The sequence below is a fragment of the Rhizobium sp. BK112 genome, assembly GCF_014193215.1.
Classification (GTDB): domain Bacteria; phylum Pseudomonadota; class Alphaproteobacteria; order Rhizobiales; family Rhizobiaceae; genus Rhizobium; species Rhizobium anhuiense.
This window is the reverse complement of the sequence record NZ_JACHYZ010000002.1, coordinates 109,485-127,271: the sequence shown is the minus strand read 5'-3', so window position 1 is coordinate 127,271 and position 17,787 is coordinate 109,485. Positions and strand designations below refer to the sequence as shown.

The following is a 17,787-nucleotide window of genomic DNA, read 5'->3' as shown; positions in this document are numbered from 1 at the left end:
CCTGACAGATTCATTGCACTGCACACTGGCTTTTTTAAATCGATTAGATTAAAAGGGCCGCCAACCAGCCTGATTGAGAGACAAGCTCATGAGCAGCCAGATCATTCCCGTTGAGCCCTTTGATTACGTCGTCTTCGGCGGCAGCGGCGACCTTGCCGAACGCAAATTGTTGCCCGCCCTCTATCATCGCCAAATCGAAGGCCAATTTACCGAACCGACCCGCGTGATCGGCGCCTCGCGCAGCCCATTGACGCACGAGGAATACCGCAAATTCGCCAGGGACGCGCTGAAGGAGCACCTGAAGAAGGGAGAATATGACGAGGCGGAGGTCGAGAAATTCTGCGCCCGCCTCTACTACGTCTCGGTCGACGCCCGCACCGATGCCGGCTGGGATCAGCTGAAGAAGCTGCTCGACGAAGGCAAGGAACGCGTGCGCGCCTTCTATCTGGCGGTCGCGCCCGGCATCTTCGGCGACATTTCGCAGAAGATCCACGACCACAAGCTGATCACCAAGTCGACCCGCATCGTCGTCGAGAAGCCGATCGGCCGCGACCTCGCCTCGGCACTGCAGCTCAACGACACGATCGGCCGCGCCTTCAAGGAAGAGCAGATCTTCCGCATCGACCACTATCTCGGCAAGGAGACGGTGCAGAACCTGATGGCGCTGCGCTTCGCCAACGCGCTTTATGAGCCGCTGTGGAACGCCAACTACATCGACCACGTGCAGATCACCGTGGCTGAATCGGTCGGCCTCGAAGGCCGCGCCGGCTATTACGATACGGCCGGCGCGCTGCGCGACATGGTGCAGAACCACATTCTGCAGCTGCTCTGCCTGACGGCGATGGAAGTGCCCTCGTCGATGGATTCGGAAGCCGTTCGCGACGAGAAGCTGAAGGTGCTGCGGGCGCTGAAGCCGCTCAATGCCTCGAATGTCGAGCAGGCGACGGTGCGCGGCCAGTACCGCGCCGGCGCATCGGGCAGCGGCCCGGTCAAGGGCTACCTCGAAGAACTCGAAGGCGGCGTTTCGAACACCGAAACCTTCGTCGCCATCAAGGCCGAGATCAACAACTGGCGCTGGGCCGGCGTTCCCTTTTACATCAGAACCGGCAAGCGCCTGACCGGACGCATGTCCGAGATCGTCATCACCTTCAAGCCGATCCCGCATGCGATCTTCGACCAGGCGGCCGGGCGCATCGTCGCCAACCAGCTGATCATCCGCCTGCAGCCGGACGAGGGCGTCAAGCAGTCGCTGATGATCAAGGATCCGGGTCCGGGCGGCATGCGCCTGCGTAACGTGTCGCTCGACATGAGCTTCGCCCAGGCCTTCAACGTCCGCAATCCCGACGCCTACGAGCGTCTGCTGATGGATGTGGTCCGCTCCAACCAGACATTGTTCATGCGCCGCGACGAAGTCGAAGCCGCATGGAGATGGGTCGATCCGATCCTCAAGGGTTGGGAAACGACCGGCCAGCAGGTGCAGGGCTATACGGCCGGCACTTGGGGTCCGAGCCAGGCCATCGCGCTGATCGAGCGCGACGGCCGCACCTGGCACGACGAGATCTAGGACGACATCGATGGCATCGACCCTGCATTCCTTCGCCAGCGCCGCAGACCTTGCCGGCAGCCTCGCCGACAAGGTCGCGAGCACGCTTTCGGCGGCGATTGCCGCCCGTGGAACGGCGTCCATCGCCGTTTCCGGCGGTTCCACCCCGAAGGCCTTCTTTCAGGCGCTGTCGACGCGCGACATCGCCTGGAACAAGGTGACGATCACCCTCGTCGACGAACGTTTCGTGCCGGCCGACAATCCGCGCTCGAACCATCTGCTGGTCGATGCCAATCTGCTGCAGAACAAGGCAAAGGCGGCACGCTTCCTGCCGCTCTATCAGGATGCAGCCTCCGTGGAGGAGGCAGCCTCGCTCGCAACCGAGAAGACCAGGGCGATCAGCTCACCCTTCGACATCGTCATCCTCGGCATGGGCGGCGACGGCCACACGGCCTCGTTCTTTCCCGGCGGCAGCAATCTTGCCAAGGCGCTCGATCCATCGACGCCGCGCGGCATCATCACCATGGAAGCGGAAGGAGCCGGCGAGCCGCGCCTGACCTTCACCTTCTCCAGTCTTGAGGATGCCGCACTCCTGGTTCTCCATATTGAGGGCGAAGGCAAAAAAGACGTTCTCGCCAAGGCGGAAGGCAGCGGTGACGAAGCAGAAATGCCGATCCGCGCCGTTCTGCGCCGGGCCACTTCCCCGGTCGAGATCTACTGGGCTCCCTGATCGGCCGTCAATCCGGACCGAGATTCAGGCCAGAGCCGCCGAAACAGATAGAGACAACGAACAAGGCAGGGATATTCCATGTCCGCTCACGCACGCATTTCCGCGATCACCGATCGCATTGTCGAACGCTCGAAGCCAAGCCGCGAGCGCTACCTGGAACGCCTGCGCGCCGCCGCTTCCAAGGGTGTCGCCCGCTCCGTGCTCGGCTGCGCCAACCTTGCCCACGGCTTTGCGGTCTGTTCCCCCGCCGAGAAAGATGCGCTCGCCGGCGACCGCATCGCCAATCTCGGCATCATCACCGCCTATAACGACATGCTCTCGGCCCACCAGCCGTTCGAGACCTATCCGACGATCATCCGCGAGGCGGCCGCCGAGGCGGGCGGCGTGGCGCAGGTGGCCGGCGGCGTGCCGGCGATGTGCGACGGCGTCACCCAGGGACAGCCGGGCATGGAGCTCTCGCTTTTCTCGCGCGACCTGATCGCCATGTCGGCGGGCGTCGGCCTGTCGCACAACATGTTCGATGCCGCCCTCTTCCTCGGCGTCTGCGACAAGATCGTGCCAGGCCTCGTCATCGCGGCCCTGTCCTTCGGGCACCTGCCGTCGATCTTCGTTCCGGCCGGTCCGATGACGACAGGCCTGCCGAACGACGAAAAGTCGCGCGTGCGCCAGCTCTTCGCCGAGGGCAAAGTCGGACGCGCCGAGCTGCTCGAGGCGGAATCGAAATCCTATCACGGCCCCGGCACCTGCACCTTCTACGGCACCGCCAATTCCAACCAGATGCTGATGGAGATCATGGGCTTCCACATGCCCGGCTCCTCCTTCATCAATCCCGGCACGCCGCTGCGCGAAGCGCTGACGCGCGAAGCCGCCAAGCGGGCGCTGGCGATCACCGCGCTCGGCAACGAATTCACCCCGGCGGGCGAGATGATCGACGAACGCTCGATCGTCAACGGCGTCGTCGGCCTGCATGCGACGGGCGGTTCGACCAACCACACGCTGCACCTCGTCGCCATGGCGCGGGCGGCTGGCATCCATCTCACCTGGCAGGACATCGCCGAGCTTTCGGAAATCGTGCCGCTGCTTGCCCGCGTCTACCCGAACGGGCTTGCCGACGTGAACCATTTCCAGGCGGCCGGCGGCATGGGTTTCCTCATCAAGGAACTCCTGAAGCACGGGCTGGTGCATGACGACGTGCGCACCGTCTTCGGCCAGGGTCTCGCAGCCTATACGGTCGATGCACGTCTCGGCGAAAACGGCGCCGTCCTGCGCGAGCCGTCGCCTGACAAGAGCGTCGATCCCAAGGTTCTCTCCAGCATCGAAACGCCGTTCCAGGCGAATGGCGGGCTGAAGATGCTGCGCGGCAATCTCGGCAAGGCGGTCATCAAGATATCGGCCGTCAAGCCGGAGCGTCACATCATCGAGGCGCCGGCGATCATCTTCCACAGCCAGCAGGAGCTGCAGGACGCCTTCAAGGAAGGCAAGCTCAACCGCGATTTCATCGCCGTCGTGCGCTTCCAGGGCCCGAAGGCGAACGGCATGCCGGAACTGCACAAGCTGACGCCACCGCTCGGCGTGCTGCAGGACCGCGGCTTCCGCGTGGCGCTCCTGACCGACGGGCGCATGTCCGGCGCATCCGGCAAGGTGCCGGCAGCAATCCACGTCACCCCGGAAGCGGTCGACGGCGGCCCGATCGCCCGCATCCGCGAAGGCGACATCATTCGCCTGGACGCGATCAAGGGCACGCTGGAACTGCTCGTCGATGCGGCTGATTTGGCCGAGCGCGAGCCAGTGACCGTCGATCTCTCCGACAATGAATTCGGCATGGGCCGCGAGCTCTTCGCGCCGTTCCGCCGCGCCGTCGGCGCTTCGGACCAGGGCGCGAGCGTGCTCTTCCACCACTGAGCGTGGCCGACCACAGACGACAAAACCCGCGGAGCGCACGAAGCACCCCGCGGGTTTTCTGTATCAGTCCCTGCGCTACCCGTCAGGCGCGAATATCGAGAACGTAGTCGCGGTGCGCCGGATGGGTGCTGTAGACGAAGATCTTATTCAGCTCCTTCTGCGTCAGCAGGCGCAGGAAGCGGACCTCGATCGTATTGTTGGCATTGACCTTCATCAGCAGGCAACCGACCTTGGTGATGCGGGCATCCGGAATATCCAGATAGAACTGCTTCGGCAGGTTAAACTGGGTCAGAATCGCGAGTGTCGCGCTGCTCATCGAGATCCGGACAATGTCGCAGCGACGCGACGCCGCATGCATGACGCCCTTTTCCGTATATTCGATGCGCGCGGCATTCATGGTGTCCTCCATCTTGAACCGCGCCTCGCGGTCGTACATGAAGGATTCTTCCTTGCTCAGGAAATGAGATTTTGGCTGTGACGGATTGGAAGCGGCCACGTGCTTATCCCCCTCATAAATTAACGAGGAAAAGGTAGCAGCCGATCTTTAACAGAAAGTGAGAATTTGGCCCGTCTCGTACAATTCTTGGGATGATTACCCCAAAAATGGCCGCCTCATTTCCGGTAGGTATGACCGGTTGCGTCAAAGAGATGCAACTTCTGCCTGTCGGCGGCAAACCGCATCCGCTGGCCCTTCTTCACATCGTAAATGCCGGGCAACTTGACGACGATCGGTTCGCCCGGGACCAGGCCTTCGATATAGAGCAACGTCACTTCGCCGAGCGCTTCAACGATCGACACCTCGCCTTCGAAAAGGTAGTCGGCGCCGTCGGCGATCCTCAGATCCTCCGGACGAACGCCGAAGCTTGCCTGCTTGCCGGCTTCCGACGCGTCGGTCGCCACATCGAGCGTCACGGACATGCCGCCGGTCAGCGTCACCGTCGTCTGGCTTCCGGTTCCGGCCACCGTCGCCGGGATGATGTTCATGGCCGGCGAGCCGATGAATTTCGCGACGAAGAGGTTGGCCGGGCGCTCATAGAGCTCCAGCGGCGCACCGACCTGCTCGATATTGCCGGCGGAGAGAACGACGATGCGATCGGCGAGCGTCATCGCTTCGACCTGGTCGTGGGTCACGTAGATCATCGTCGTATCGGCCATCTGTTCGTTCAGGCGGGCGATCTCGATGCGGGTGGCGACACGCAGCGCGGCATCGAGGTTGGACAGCGGCTCGTCGAACAGGAAGACCTTCGGATCGCGGCAGATGGCGCGGCCGATCGCCACGCGCTGGCGCTGGCCGCCGGAAAGCGCCTTCGGCAGGCGATCGAGATATTTGGTCAGCTGCAGGCTCTCGGCCGCCGCCCGGACACGGCGGTCGATTTCCTGCTTGCTTTCGCCGGCGATCTTCATGCCGAAAGCCATGTTGTCGAAGACGGTCATGTGCGGGTAGAGCGCATAGGACTGGAACACCATGGCGATGCCGCGCTTGGAGGGCGGCACGTCATTGACGAGATGGCCATCGATATACATCTCGCCGCCGGTGATCGCCTCAAGGCCGGCGATCATGCGCAGAAGCGTGGATTTTCCGCAGCCGGACGGACCGACGAAGACGATGAATTCGCCCTGTTTGATATCGAGGTCGATCCCGTGGAGAACGTCCACGGAACCGTAGGATTTGCGAATATCCTTCAGCGTCAGTCCAGTCATTTTTCTCTCCCCTATGTTCGGTTCCTTAGGCCAGACGGGCGAAATACGCCCCCCAGGCCGGAATATCGATCTTGTCGCCATAGTTGTTGCTGGTAAAGCCATGGCCCGTCAATGCCTGCCATTCTCCCGCCGGCAGAGTGACGGCGGCCTCGGCCGGGCTCATGTTGAAGATGCAGAGCAGCTTCTCATTGCCGTATTCGCGCGTAAAGACCAGGGCATCACCCTGCTGCTCCTCGAATTCGATCTCGCCCTTGGCAAAAGCCGGGTGCAGCTTGCGGAAGGCGATGAAGCGGCGATAGTGCTCCAGCACCGAAGCCTCGTCGCCCTGCTGGACGCTGACGGCGCGCAGGATATGCTCGACCGGCACCGGCAGCCAAGGCTTGACGCTGGAGAAGCCGCCCTGGGCGACCTGGCTGTCCCAGACCATCGGCGTGCGGCAGCCGTCGCGGCCCTTGAATTCCGGCCAGAACTGGATGCCATAGGGGTCCTGCAGATCCTGGTAGGCAAGATCGGCCTCGGTCAGGGCCAGTTCCTCGCCCTGATAGAGGCAGACGGAACCGCGCAGCGTCATCAGCAACGAGGCATAAAGCTTGGCGAAGGCGTCGTGATCGGCAACCAGCCCGCCCCAACGGCTGACATGACGCATGACGTCGTGATTGGAGAAGGCCCAGCAGGCCCAGCCATCTGGCGCGGCAGCTTCGAAATCCTCCATCACCTCCTCGACGCGCTCCGGCGTCAGGGGATCGGGCGCCAGGAACTCGAAGGCGTAGCACATATGCATCTTGTCGTTGCCGGAAGTGTATTCGCCGACGATCTCGAGGCCGCGCTGGCTGTCGCCGACTTCGCCGACGGCGGCAATTGCCGGGAATTCCTCGAGAACGGCGCGGAAGCGCTTCAGGAAGGCAAGGTTCTCCGGGCGGTTCTTGTCGTAAATATGCTCCTGGAAATTATAGGGATTGACCGCTGGCGCCGTCGAAGCGTTGCGACGCTCGGGAGCGAGCGCGGGATTGTCGCGCAGTTGCGTGTCGTGGAAATAGAAATTGATGGTGTCGAGGCGGAAGCCGTCGACGCCGCGATTGAGCCAGAAGCGCACGACATCGAGCAGACGATCCTGAACTTCGGGATTATGGAGGTTCATGTCCGGCTGCGAGGTCAGGAAATTGTGCAGGTAATACTGCATGCGGGTCGGATCCCACGCCCATGCCGAGCCGCCGAAGATCGACAGCCAGTTGTTCGGCGGCGTACCGTCCGGCTTGGCGTCGGCCCAGACATACCAGTCGGCCTTGGCATTGGTCTTGCTGGAGCGACTCTGGACGAACCAGGGATGCTGATCCGAGCTGTGGGAGATGACGAGGTCGATCATCACGCGGATGCCGAGGCGATGGGCCTCAGCGATCATCGTGTCGAAATCCACCAGCGTCCCGAAGATCGAATCGACATTCTCGTAGTCGGAAACGTCATAACCGAAATCGCGCATCGGCGAGGTGAAGAAGGGTGAGATCCAGATCGCATCGACGCCGAGGCTTGCCACATGCGGCAAGCGGGCGGTGATGCCCTTCAGGTCGCCGATGCCGTCACCGTTCGAATCCTGGTAGGAGCGCGGGTAGATCTGGTAGATCACCGCCCCACGCCACCAGTCCTTGTCGGGGGTCGAGATCGATTGGGAAGCCACGTTCATGGAATATCCTGTTTGAAGTCACGTTCGGGAATGGTCAGCCTCCCTTGACCGAGCCAGCCAGCAGACCGCGCACCAGGTAGCGCTGCAGCCCGAAGAAGACGAGCAGCGGCACGATGATGGTGACGAAGGCCGACGCCGTCAAAATCTCCCAATTGCCGCCGCGCGAGCCGAGCAGCGCGTTCAGGCTGCCGGTGAGCACGAGGTGGTCCTTGTCGGTGCCGAGGAAGACCATGGCGACGAGCAGGTCGTTCCACACCCACAGGAACTGGAAGATGGCGAAGGAGGCGAGTGCCGGGAAGGACAGAGGCAATACGATGCGGACGAAGATCTCGAAGTCGCTGGCGCCGTCGACGCGGGCGGATTCGATGATCTCCTTCGGCAGGCCGGCGATATAGGCCCGCAGGAGATAGATGGCGAGCGGCATGCCGAAGGCGGTGTGGGCCAGCCAGATGCCGGGATAGGTCTTCGACGGCTGGCCGAGCATGCCGCCGATCTCGTTGTAGAGGCGCAGCAGCGGGATCAGCGACATCTGCAGCGGCACGACGATGAGGCCGACGACGAGCGCAATCAGCAGGCCGCGGCCGGGAAACTCCATCCAACTCAGGGCGTAGGCGGCGAAAGCGGCAATCAGGATCGGGATGATCGTCGCCGGAATCGTCACGGTCAGCGAGTTGATGAAGGACTGGCCGATGCCCTCGCCTGTTAGAACCGTGTTGTAGTTCTGCATGGTGAATTCCGGCGGCGCCGAGACGGATGCATAAATGCGCCGCGGGCGTTGGTCGGGCGAAAAGGCGGCGTTCTTCACATAGCGGTAGCTGCCGTCGCTGTTGATCTGCAGGGTTTCGCCGTCGCCGAGATCGGCGGTCTCGCCGGCCTTGTAGGCGGCGGGTTGCTGCACCCGGTTGCCGAAGGCCTTCACCGAGCGGCCGGTCTGGCCTTCCAGCACATTGCCTGCAATGACGTAGGCCGCACCTTCCTGCTGCTGCTGGTCCGGCGTGCCCAAGCGGACGGCGACGGTCTGCGTCGAGCCGACGAAGGCCGTCCACCAACCGGAGACGACGATCTGGTCCTTGTCGCGCAGCGCGCTGACGAAGATGCCGAGCGTCGGGATCAGCCAGATGATGACGATCACCAGAACGGCGGCGTGAACGAAGAGACGGGCGGGGCCGATCTTGAAGTAGCTTCCGGCAGCGGTCATCTCAGTGCCCCTTCAGTTCGCGATTGGCGCGGCGCACGTTCCACACCATGATCGGCGTGACGGCGAGCATGATGATGATGGCGATAACCGCACTTCGGCCGGAATCGCCGCCGCCGCGGAACATCCAGTCGAACATCAGGTTCGCCAGCACCATCGTCTGCCACTGGCCGTTGGTCATGGTCAGCACGATGTCGAAGACCTTGAGGACGAGGATGGTGATCGTCGTCCAGACGACGGCGATCGAGCCCCAGACCTGCGGCACCATGATGCGCCAGAAGATCTGCCAGCCATTGGCGCCGTCGATGACGGCGGCTTCGATCGTCTCCTCGGGGATGCCGCGCAGAGCGGCCGACAGGATGACCATGGCGAAACCGGTCTGGATCCAGATCAGGATGACCATCAGGAAGAAGTTGTTCCAGAAGGGAATGGAGATCCACACCTCGGGCGTGCCGCCGAAAGTCTGGACGATGGCGTTCAGCAGGCCGATCTGAACGTCGTTGCCGCCGCGATATTCATAGATGAATTTCCAGATGACCGAGGCGCCGACGAAGGAGATCGCCATCGGCATGAAGACGATGCTTTTCGCGATATTGCCCCACCAGATGCGATCGGTCATCACCGCGATGACGAGGCCGAAGAAGGTGCAGGCGGCCGGCACGACGGCGAGCCAGAGGATGTTGTTGAAGATCGACTGGCGGAATTCGCGGTCGCCGATCGCCCATTTGTAATTGGCGAGGCCGACGAACTGCAGACCGGCACGGTCGTAAAAGGAGAGGATGAAGGTCGCAACGACGGGATAGACGAGATAGACGATGAGCAGGAAGAGCGCCGGGCCGATGAACAACCACGGCCGGATCAGCGCGCGGCGGTTGAGATTGCGCGATGCGGCGCGGATGTCGCCATCCTTCACCGGCAGAGCGAGATCCAGAATCTTGTTCGAAAAATAGAAATAGGCCGAGCACGCGAAAACGGCGACGACCACGACGCCCAAAGCGGACACTATCTGCGACAGCATTTCGTCCCTCCCCTGCTTCCCCTGATCTTATCCCAACCGGTTTTATGCTGACGGGTCAACGCCGGTCATGGTCAATCTCTTTGTATTGCCCAGTCACAATATATCCTGCGATGGCCGGGCTCTTTGCGAGCCCGGCCAGTCATGCAAGCCATGCCGCCGGCAAGCCGGCGGCATAATTTGAAGATTACTTGATGCCGTCCCAGGCGCTCTGGATTTCGCCAGCGGCCTCTTCGGCGGACTTGCCGCCGACGAAATCGACCATGCCCGTCCAGAAGGCGCCGGCGCCGATCTTGCCCGGCATCAGGTCGGAACCGTCGAAGCGGAAGGTGGTGGCCGAGGTCAGGATCTCGCCTTCCTTCTTCATCTGCGGATTGGCATAGGCCTCGGTGCTGACACCCTTGTACGGCGTCAGGAAGCTCGACTGCGCCATCCAGACCTCATGCGCGATCGGGGTCTTCAGGAAGTCGATGAAGGCGCGGGCCGTCTTCGAGTCCTTGGCGATCGAGACGAGCGTGCCGGCGCCGAGAACCGGCTTGCCGAGCTCGGGATGCGACGCATAGGTCGGCATGTAGAAGAAGTCGGCATCCTGGCCCAGCTTCGTACCCTCAGGGAAGAAGGACGGGATGAACGAGGCCTGATGGTGCATGTAGCACTTCGGCGGAACGGCGAAGAGGCCCTTCGGGCTGTCGCGGAAATCGGTCGAGGCCACCGCGGCGACGCCGCCATCGACGTATTTCTCGTTCTTGGCGAACTTGCCGAATTCGTCGATCGCAGCAACGACGGCCGGATCGGTGAACTTCAGCTCGTTGGTCGTCCACTTGTCGTAGGCTTCGGGCGGCTGCATGCGCAGCATCAGGTCTTCGACCCAGTCGGTCGCCGGCCAGCCGGTGGCGCCGCCGGAACCGAGACCGATGCACCAGGGAACGCCGCCATCCTTGACGATCTGGTCGGTCAGGGCATGCAGCTCTTCCATGGTCGTCGGGATCTTGTAGCCGGCTTCCTCGAAATTCTCCGGAACATACCAGACGAGCGATTTCACGTCGGCCTTATAAGGGAAGGCGTAGAAGGCTTCCTTGCCGTCCTTGCCCTTGTAGGTGCCGTAACCGACCCAGCTGTCGCCGGCGCCGTAATTGTCCTTGATCCACTTGGAGTTGTCATCGCCGAGCGGTGTCAGGAAGCCCTTGCTGGCGAGATCGGCCAGGAGGCCAGGCTGCGGCAGAACGGCAATGTTCGGCGGCGAGCCTGCCTGCGTATCGATGACGATCTGCTGTTCGTAATTTTCGGAAGAGGAGTATTTGACATCGATGCCGGTGGCTTCGGTGAAATAGGCAAGAACGCTCTGGAAGAACGCCTCGTCCTCGCCGCGCCACGGCCCGAAGATCGTCAGCGGCTGCCCCTTCAGATCGGCATGAGCGGCCTTGAATTCGTCATAGCTCTTCCAGTTGAACTTGGAATCCTGCCCCGGCGCAAATTTCAGATCGGCTGCAGACGCAGTACCGGCAAAAAGCGCTGCCACGGCAACGCCCATCAAAAATGACTTTTTCATGTGATCAACCTCCCATCACAATCCCAACTGCGCCGAACTCCCTTAAATGGAAATTTCAAAGCGCTTTGACACCCAACTCATTTCACTTTCGGTGGAATGGAGTCAAGTCATTTCGCGAAAACCCGCCGTGAACACGCGGGATATCGCAGCGCAGCGACGCCCCTCGGGAAATATGGAGCGATTTTTCTTGAGTCAAGCGCGCCAAATGCTACATATTTGAAAGCGCTTTGAATGTCGCTGGGAGGCGGCAGGCCTTTTCAAGACGGCCGCAGGGCGGGCCCGGAGGAAGCATAACAGGTGAATCTCAAACAGCTATCGGAATTGCTGGGGCTGTCGCAGACGACGGTGAGCCGAGCGCTCAATGGTTATCCCGAGGTCAACGAGGCGACCCGGGAGCGCGTGCTCCAGGCTGTCAAGGAAACCGGATACCGGCCGAACAAGGCGGCGCAGCGGCTTGCGACCGGCAAGGCAGGCTCGATCGGCCTCGTCATGCCGACGGCGCCCGGCCACCAGTCCGACGTGCATTTCGGCGAATTCCTGGCCGGGCTCGGCGAAGAGGCCGTGCGCCACGATTTCCACTTCGTCATCATGCCGGCCGATCCGGATGACGAGGTGGGCGCGCTCCGGCGCCTGGCGATCAGCGGCAATGTCGATGCAATGTTCGTCGCCTATATGCGCGGGCACGACCCGCGGCTTGCCATGCTGAAATCGCTCTCCATGCCCTATGTCGTGCACGGCCGCTCCTTCGGTTCCGAGCCCGACTATCCCTATCTCGATATCGACAATGAAGCGGCCTTCTACGATGCGACGCGGCTGTTGCTGCAGCTCGGCCATACGCGCTTTGCGCTGATGAACGGACCGATGCATCTCGATTTCGCCATCCGCAGGAAGAACGGCGTCATATCAGCCCTTGCCGAACGCGGACTCGTGCTCGACGAGGGCAGCATGAGCCATACGCTGATGACGGACGAACAAGGCCTGCTGGCGATGGAACATTTCCTGCAATTGCCGGAGCGCCCGACGGCAATCCTCTGCTCCAGCACGGTGCTGGCGCTCGGCGCGATCCGCGCGGTCAACCAGGCGGGATTGCGGCTCGGGGAGGATATCTCGCTGATCGCCCATGACGACGTGCTGCCGCTGCTGAAACCGGAAAACTTCTCGGTGCCGCTGACGACGACACGCTCTTCGTTGCGGGCGGCGGGCGTCCGTATCGCCCAGCGGCTGATCGGCACGGTAAAGCAAGCCGGCCCCTTCCCCGACCAGGAGCTCTGGAAGACCGAACTGATCGTCAGGGCCTCGACCGGCCCTGTTCCCCAGGTTTAGAGCATCCCGAACTTCAAAACTGCGGCGGCGTCTGTCCCGCGGTACGATGAGCGGCGATGACGGTGTTGGCCATCAGCATGGCGATGGTCATCGGCCCGACACCGCCGGGAACCGGGGTGATGGTGCTGGCGACCGCCGAGACTTCCTGGAAGGCGACGTCGCCGACCAGCCGGGTCTTGCCCTCACCTCTTTCGGGTGCCGGAATACGGTTGATCCCGACGTCGATGACCGTCGCACCTGGCTTTACCCAATCGGCCCTGACCATTTCCGGCCGGCCGACTGCGGCGACCAGGATATCGGCATTGCGGCAGACCTCGGAAAGGTTCTTCGTTCTGGAATGCGCGATCGTCACCGTCGCATTGGCGTTGAGCAGCAATTGCGCCATCGGCTTGCCGAACAGGTTGGAGCGGCCGATGACGACGGCGTTGAGGCCGGAGAGATCCTCGCCATGGGTGCGGCGGACGAAGACCATGGCACCGGCCGGCGTGCAGGAGACCAGGCCGGTCTTCAGGTCGCCGGTGGCGAGCTTGCCGGCATTGACGACGCTCAAGCCGTCGACATCCTTTTCGGGCAGGATCGACTGGATGATCGGCTCGCTGTCGAGCGGCTTCGGCAGCGGCAGCTGCACCAGGATGCCGTGGATCGAGGGATCGGCATTGAGGGTGGCGACGAGGGCTGCCAGCTCCTCCTGCCTGGTTTCGGCCGGCAGCGTGTGCTGGACGGACTTGAAGCCGCATTCCTTGGCCATGCGGCTCTTGGAGCTGACATAGGCGTGGCTTGCCGGATCGTCGCCGACGATGACGACCGCAAGGCCGGTGGTGACGCCGCTGCTCTTTTCCAGCGCTGCCGTCGCACTCTTGACCGTCTGAATTACCGATGCAGCTACGTTCTTGCCGTCGATTACTGTCGTCACACGTCTCTCCGCCCTGTTTCGCGTCAATCTATGGATAGTCGGCGAGCGTCAAATGCCCGCTAACGCCCTATCCTGTCGGAAAGCAGCAAGGCAATATCAAAAATGCAAGGAAATGTTCGTCAGCGCAGCGGCTGCCGCGCTTCGAGCGCATGAACACGAAGCCGGTCGCGCAGCCCGGAGATCTCGGAGCGCAACACCTCCATCTCGTCGACCGGTGCGGGAACGGGCGGAAGTACCGGCGGCGGCGAGGCCTGCGGCCGGGATAGCGGCATTTCCGCATGCGCGGCAGCAGCGATGGGCCGGCGCAGGCGCAGCAGGAAAGCCGCGGCAAGACCGACCGCCAGACCCATGGCAGCGCCGGCCAGCAAGCGGCCAATCCAGCCATCCCTCGCCGACACCGCTGTTGCCAGCGCCGGCTTCATCAGCGTGATATGACCGTCGGCAGCCGTTGCCGCCGATGCGGAATCCGCATCTTCCAGGCGCGAACGCGCGGCATTGGCCTTCTCGCCGAGTTCGGTCAGCCGGGAAAGATCGACGCCGGTATCCCGGCTCTGGGCGATCAGCGTGTTGCGGCGGTCATTCAGGCCCTTGCGCGCATCGACGGCGGCCTTGGCGGCGACATTGGCGGTCTGGGCAAGACGGGTCAGTTCCTTGCCCATATTCTCCTTCAGACTATCGGTTTCAGCCTGCTGCTGCAGGAGGCGCGGATGGCGCGGGCCAAGCTCGGCAGAAAGCTGGGCAAGCGCGGTTCTGGCGACGGCATATTTGTCGCGCCAGTCCTGCAGCGCCGGCGAGAGCATATCGGAGGGCAATGAACCGTCGAGCACCTCGGCAAGTTTCGCCGCCTTGAGCCGGTCGGCCTGCGCCTTGGCGGAAAGGATGTTCTGGTCGGCCTGTTTCAGATCGGCATCGAGCCCGTCGATCTGGCGGCGAAGGTCGATCGCCACCTTGACGTTGCCCTCGCCGCTCTTGGTCGTGAAGGCGGCAAGCTCCGCCTTCGCCTCGTCATAGGCCTTGCGCAAAGCGGTGTCGGTTTCGCCGTTGCCGCCGGGTCGGTCTGCTGCGGAAACCGCTTCGGCAAGCCTTGCAGCGATGCGCATGGATTTGCCGCCATCGCCTGTTGTCACCCTCAGGAGGATCGTGCCGGCGGCGGCATCGGGCAGGATCTCGACCGCATGCTTCAGTGTCGCCTCGGCGCGCGAGGCCGGATCGGCAGCCGCACCGGTCGCCGAGAGGAGATCGAGCGCAACGCCAAGCGCATTGGCGCCGGGGCCGGCAAATTCGGGATCGCGATCGAGTTTCAGGGCGGCCACCGTCGAAGCAACCATGCGCGCCGTCAGCAGCCCCTTTGCCGCGGCCTGGGTAAAGGCAGCGCGGCTTGCAGCATCTGTCTTCACCGCAAGCGTCGCTTCGGCACGGTAGAGGGTTGGCGACGCCGGCATCAGCGCCGGCAGGCCCGCTCCGACGACCGTCGGGACGGCGATCGTCATTGCAAGACCAATGCCGCTCAGACGACGGCGCGGCCTGGCCGGCCGAGGCGCTGCGGGTTCTTCACGGATAACGGCCAGCAGTTCGGGTGAGCGCACCGGCTCGCCGGCCGGAGCAGCCAGTTCCTCGTGGCGCGCCGGCTCCTCAGAAAGCAGATGGCCGACATCATTGGCGGCCCGGAGGCGGTTGCCGAGGATGGTTTCGATGCGGTCGACCAGCGGTGCTGCGTGCGCCGCCATGGCGCGCTGCTCTTCCAGCGCGCGGCCGATGGCGCGCAGCAGTTCGGCCTCGGGCGGCGCGATACCGGCCCGCTTCGATCGGGGCGATCGATACGAATCGTCATGGGCACGCGGCTCAGCGGCTGCGCGATCGTGAAAACTGCTTCTGGCCCTGATATCGTACATTTGCGCCACATCTCATGCACATGATGGCCGGCTTCGTTCATCCGCACGGAGGCCGATGATTAAACCAATCTAAATATTCATGGCAAAGAAATGGTTAACCGCAGCGTGTAAAAAACTGGGGTCAGCTAAAAGCGCTTCGCGTCTTTCAGATTCGCTTCCTGCGCTTTAGCTCTTGGTTTTTAGGCAAAACCGCGGCCCTTTGGCGCGACGCGCTCTAGCTCGCTTTCTTATGCTCCGACCGCGGCTGCAGCGCGGTGCCGTGCTCTTCCGGGTAGCTGAGGATCCTTTCGCGCCGGCGGAAGCGGTAGCGCAGGACATGGAAGAGGAAGACCGGGATGCCGATGACGTAACGGCGCCAGAGGCGCGTCGGCTCCTGCAGCAGGCGATAGGCCCATTCCAGGCGCATCATCCTCACCGTCCTCGGCGCACGCGGGACGGCGCCGGAAACGAAGTCGAAGAGAGCGCCCACCGTCAGCACCAGGCGCGCATGATCGGCGCGGATATTGTCGTGGACCCATTTCTCCTGCAGCGGCGTTCCCATGCCGACGATCAGGATATCGACTTTCTGGCGCTCCAGCTCCTCGGTGACGACGGAGGAATCGACCTTATCGAAATAACCGTCGGAAATGACGACGAATTCATGCCAGGGCGTATGCCTGCGGAAATTTTCCGCCGCCGCCTCGACGACCGAGCGCGTGCCGCCGATCAGACCGATGCGGCGCGGGGCCTCCATGAAGGTGAGGAAGGCCGGCACGAAATCGGTGCCGTTCAGATTGGCGGGAAATGGCGCGCCATGGGCGATCTGCGATGCGATGTTGAGACCGATGCCGTCCGGCAGCACCAGATTATGCGACATGATCCGGTAATATTCGTCGTCGCGCAGCGCCGTCAGCATGTTGTGGGCGTTGACGAAGCAAACCACGGTCTGGCCGACGGGAATGGAGGCCAGCTCGTTGATGAAAACGAGGGCGTCGTCCCAGCCGAGATCGCAGACCGGCAGATCGAAAATCGTCCGCCGCGATGCGAGCACCGCGAAGTTTGCAATCAGATTCATTCCTACCTCCTGCCGAGGGTGCTGCATGCGCCCGACATCCCGGAAAACAAGCCCATATTTCCGCACCGGAGGTCTCGAAAGAACCGGTCGCGTGACGCCGGGACGGCGTCACCCCGATCCCGGAAGGCGGCGCAAGCCAAGCTGTGAGACCTGATATAACAGGATGGTTTCAAACAACCCTTAGGAAAATTCCTTGAATTTCAATGCTCGCATAAGTGGTTTATTAACCATGGGCGCCAACGAAAAAAGGCGCCCTGTGGCGCCGTTTGTCGTCAATGATCGGATGTCGCCTAATGCGCAGGAGGCGCCGGCGTTTCGCCGGCCGGTGCGGTCTCGACAATCTTGACGGGTGTGCCCACCTTCTTCGGCTGGCCGGCGGAGCTTTCCTTGACATCTTCCTTGGAGAGATAGTCGAGCTGCTCCAGCATCACTTCGGCGACGTATTCGCCACCCAGGCGCTCGTTCATGCCCTTCTTGATCTCTTCGCGGAAGGCCTTCGGATCGAAGGATTTGATGTGGGCGATATCGACCATCTTGTTGCCGACGAGCAGGCTGAAAAGCTCATCCGTCGTCATCTCGGACAGCGGCAGCGTCACGCCCTTCAGCATCTCCTTGTTCATCATGAACGAAACGCGGCCGAGGAAGTAGCCGGTGACTGCGCCGTTGCCGATGATCGGTACCGTGATCGTTTCGCCCTTCACCAGTTCGAGCGCGCTCTGCTTGGAATCGGTTGCCGCAGGCGCCGGCGCGGTCGCCAGGTACACCGAGAAATAGACCGATGCCAAGGTGATGGCGCAAACCCAGACACCGGTGAGGACGAGCTTGATCATCAGTTTCCACGCATGGCGAATTGTTCCTGGGAATAGGTGCCGTCGGCATCGGCATCCTGAACGGCGTTCTTCAGGAGGTCGGCGACGGCACGCACCGCTTCGAGATGCGCCTCGACGCGGCGGGCATTGAGAACCAGCTTCTTCTTCAAGCCATGCAGCTGATCGAGATGGGCAGCGGCAAGCTCGGCCGGATCGGTATCGCGGAAAAGCATCGACAGCTCGTAGAGGCAGCGGCTCTTATGCGCATTGGAGACCTTGAGATCGAATTGCGGATCGCTGCCGATCCGGGTGTTCTCATTGTCGATTATCATTTCGAGGCGTCCGAGAACGGATTTGATCCTGTATTCGTTCGAAACTATTTCCATTGTACCCTCGGTTATGCGTCGCTCAGAGCATGGCGCCGAAAAGTGTGCGCGGTTTTCGGACGACACCATGCTCTGATTTTAATTGAGAACAGGATTC

General features: G+C 62.3%; 15 protein-coding genes. 4 read left to right on the top strand and 11 right to left on the bottom strand.

Going from position 1 to position 17,787, the window contains the following annotated elements; translation table 11 throughout:
- Positions 1-88 precede the first annotated feature (88 nt).
- The 3 genes from zwf to edd all read left to right on the top strand — a co-directional run bounded on the left by zwf (position 89) and on the right by edd (position 4,175).
- Positions 89-1,564 (top strand): glucose-6-phosphate dehydrogenase, encoded by a 1,476-nt coding sequence (gene zwf / locus FHT75_RS05840; protein ID WP_029868016.1) that lies wholly within the window; start codon positions 89-91, stop codon positions 1,562-1,564.
- Between the two features lie 10 nt (positions 1,565-1,574).
- Positions 1,575-2,273: a 6-phosphogluconolactonase gene (gene pgl / locus FHT75_RS05835; RefSeq protein ID WP_029868017.1), complete on the top strand. Its 699-nt coding sequence runs from the start codon at positions 1,575-1,577 to the stop codon at positions 2,271-2,273.
- 78 nt (positions 2,274-2,351) lie between these two features.
- Complete coding sequence (gene edd / locus FHT75_RS05830) at positions 2,352-4,175, top strand: phosphogluconate dehydratase (protein WP_097622990.1); 1,824 nt, start codon at positions 2,352-2,354, stop codon at positions 4,173-4,175.
- A gap of 82 nt (positions 4,176-4,257) precedes the next feature.
- Here the strand turns inward: edd and FHT75_RS05825 are convergent, their stop codons facing one another.
- The 6 genes from FHT75_RS05825 to FHT75_RS05800 form a co-directional block, all read right to left on the bottom strand.
- Complete coding sequence (locus tag FHT75_RS05825; protein WP_047613630.1) at positions 4,258-4,611, bottom strand: hypothetical protein; 354 nt, start codon at positions 4,609-4,611, stop codon at positions 4,258-4,260.
- Positions 4,612-4,787: 176 nt separating this feature from the next.
- Complete coding sequence (locus FHT75_RS05820) at positions 4,788-5,876, bottom strand: ABC transporter ATP-binding protein (protein WP_029868020.1); 1,089 nt, start codon at positions 5,874-5,876, stop codon at positions 4,788-4,790.
- A 25-nt stretch (positions 5,877-5,901) separates the two neighbouring features.
- On the bottom strand, positions 5,902-7,554 hold the full coding sequence (locus FHT75_RS05815) for an alpha-glucosidase (protein WP_097544564.1): 1,653 nt from the start codon (positions 7,552-7,554) through the stop codon (positions 5,902-5,904).
- Between the two features lie 34 nt (positions 7,555-7,588).
- A complete protein-coding gene (locus FHT75_RS05810; RefSeq protein WP_063476341.1) occupies positions 7,589-8,752 on the bottom strand; it encodes a carbohydrate ABC transporter permease in 1,164 nt (387 codons plus the stop codon).
- Between the two features lies 1 nt (position 8,753).
- Positions 8,754-9,767 (bottom strand): carbohydrate ABC transporter permease, encoded by a 1,014-nt coding sequence (locus FHT75_RS05805; protein WP_029868023.1) that lies wholly within the window; start codon positions 9,765-9,767, stop codon positions 8,754-8,756.
- A gap of 184 nt (positions 9,768-9,951) precedes the next feature.
- A complete protein-coding gene (locus tag FHT75_RS05800) occupies positions 9,952-11,313 on the bottom strand; it encodes an ABC transporter substrate-binding protein (RefSeq protein ID WP_063476340.1) in 1,362 nt (453 codons plus the stop codon).
- A 297-nt stretch (positions 11,314-11,610) separates the two neighbouring features.
- On the opposite strand from FHT75_RS05800, the gene FHT75_RS05795 reads away from it, so the two are divergent.
- Positions 11,611-12,636 carry a LacI family DNA-binding transcriptional regulator gene (locus FHT75_RS05795; protein ID WP_063476339.1) on the top strand — a complete coding sequence of 342 codons (1,026 nt, stop codon included), beginning with the start codon at positions 11,611-11,613 and terminating at the stop codon, positions 12,634-12,636.
- A 13-nt stretch (positions 12,637-12,649) separates the two neighbouring features.
- On the opposite strand, the gene folD is transcribed toward FHT75_RS05795, so the two are convergent.
- From folD to FHT75_RS05770, 5 genes are all read right to left on the bottom strand, one after another.
- Positions 12,650-13,549 (bottom strand): bifunctional methylenetetrahydrofolate dehydrogenase/methenyltetrahydrofolate cyclohydrolase FolD, encoded by a 900-nt coding sequence (gene folD / locus FHT75_RS05790; RefSeq protein ID WP_029868027.1) that lies wholly within the window; start codon positions 13,547-13,549, stop codon positions 12,650-12,652.
- A gap of 119 nt (positions 13,550-13,668) precedes the next feature.
- Positions 13,669-15,441 carry a succinoglycan biosynthesis protein exop gene (locus FHT75_RS05785; protein WP_183844732.1) on the bottom strand — a complete coding sequence of 591 codons (1,773 nt, stop codon included), beginning with the start codon at positions 15,439-15,441 and terminating at the stop codon, positions 13,669-13,671.
- A 214-nt stretch (positions 15,442-15,655) separates the two neighbouring features.
- The gene (locus FHT75_RS05780; RefSeq protein WP_097595979.1) at positions 15,656-16,495 is read right to left on the bottom strand and encodes a WecB/TagA/CpsF family glycosyltransferase; all 840 of its coding nucleotides are present in this window, start codon (positions 16,493-16,495) and stop codon (positions 15,656-15,658) included.
- 290 nt (positions 16,496-16,785) lie between these two features.
- Complete coding sequence (locus tag FHT75_RS05775) at positions 16,786-17,325, bottom strand: membrane protein (RefSeq protein ID WP_047613623.1); 540 nt, start codon at positions 17,323-17,325, stop codon at positions 16,786-16,788.
- Positions 17,325-17,690 carry a hypothetical protein gene (locus FHT75_RS05770; RefSeq protein ID WP_047613621.1) on the bottom strand — a complete coding sequence of 122 codons (366 nt, stop codon included), beginning with the start codon at positions 17,688-17,690 and terminating at the stop codon, positions 17,325-17,327. Before FHT75_RS05770 ends, FHT75_RS05775 begins: the two co-directional genes overlap by 1 nt.
- Positions 17,691-17,787 lie beyond the last annotated feature (97 nt).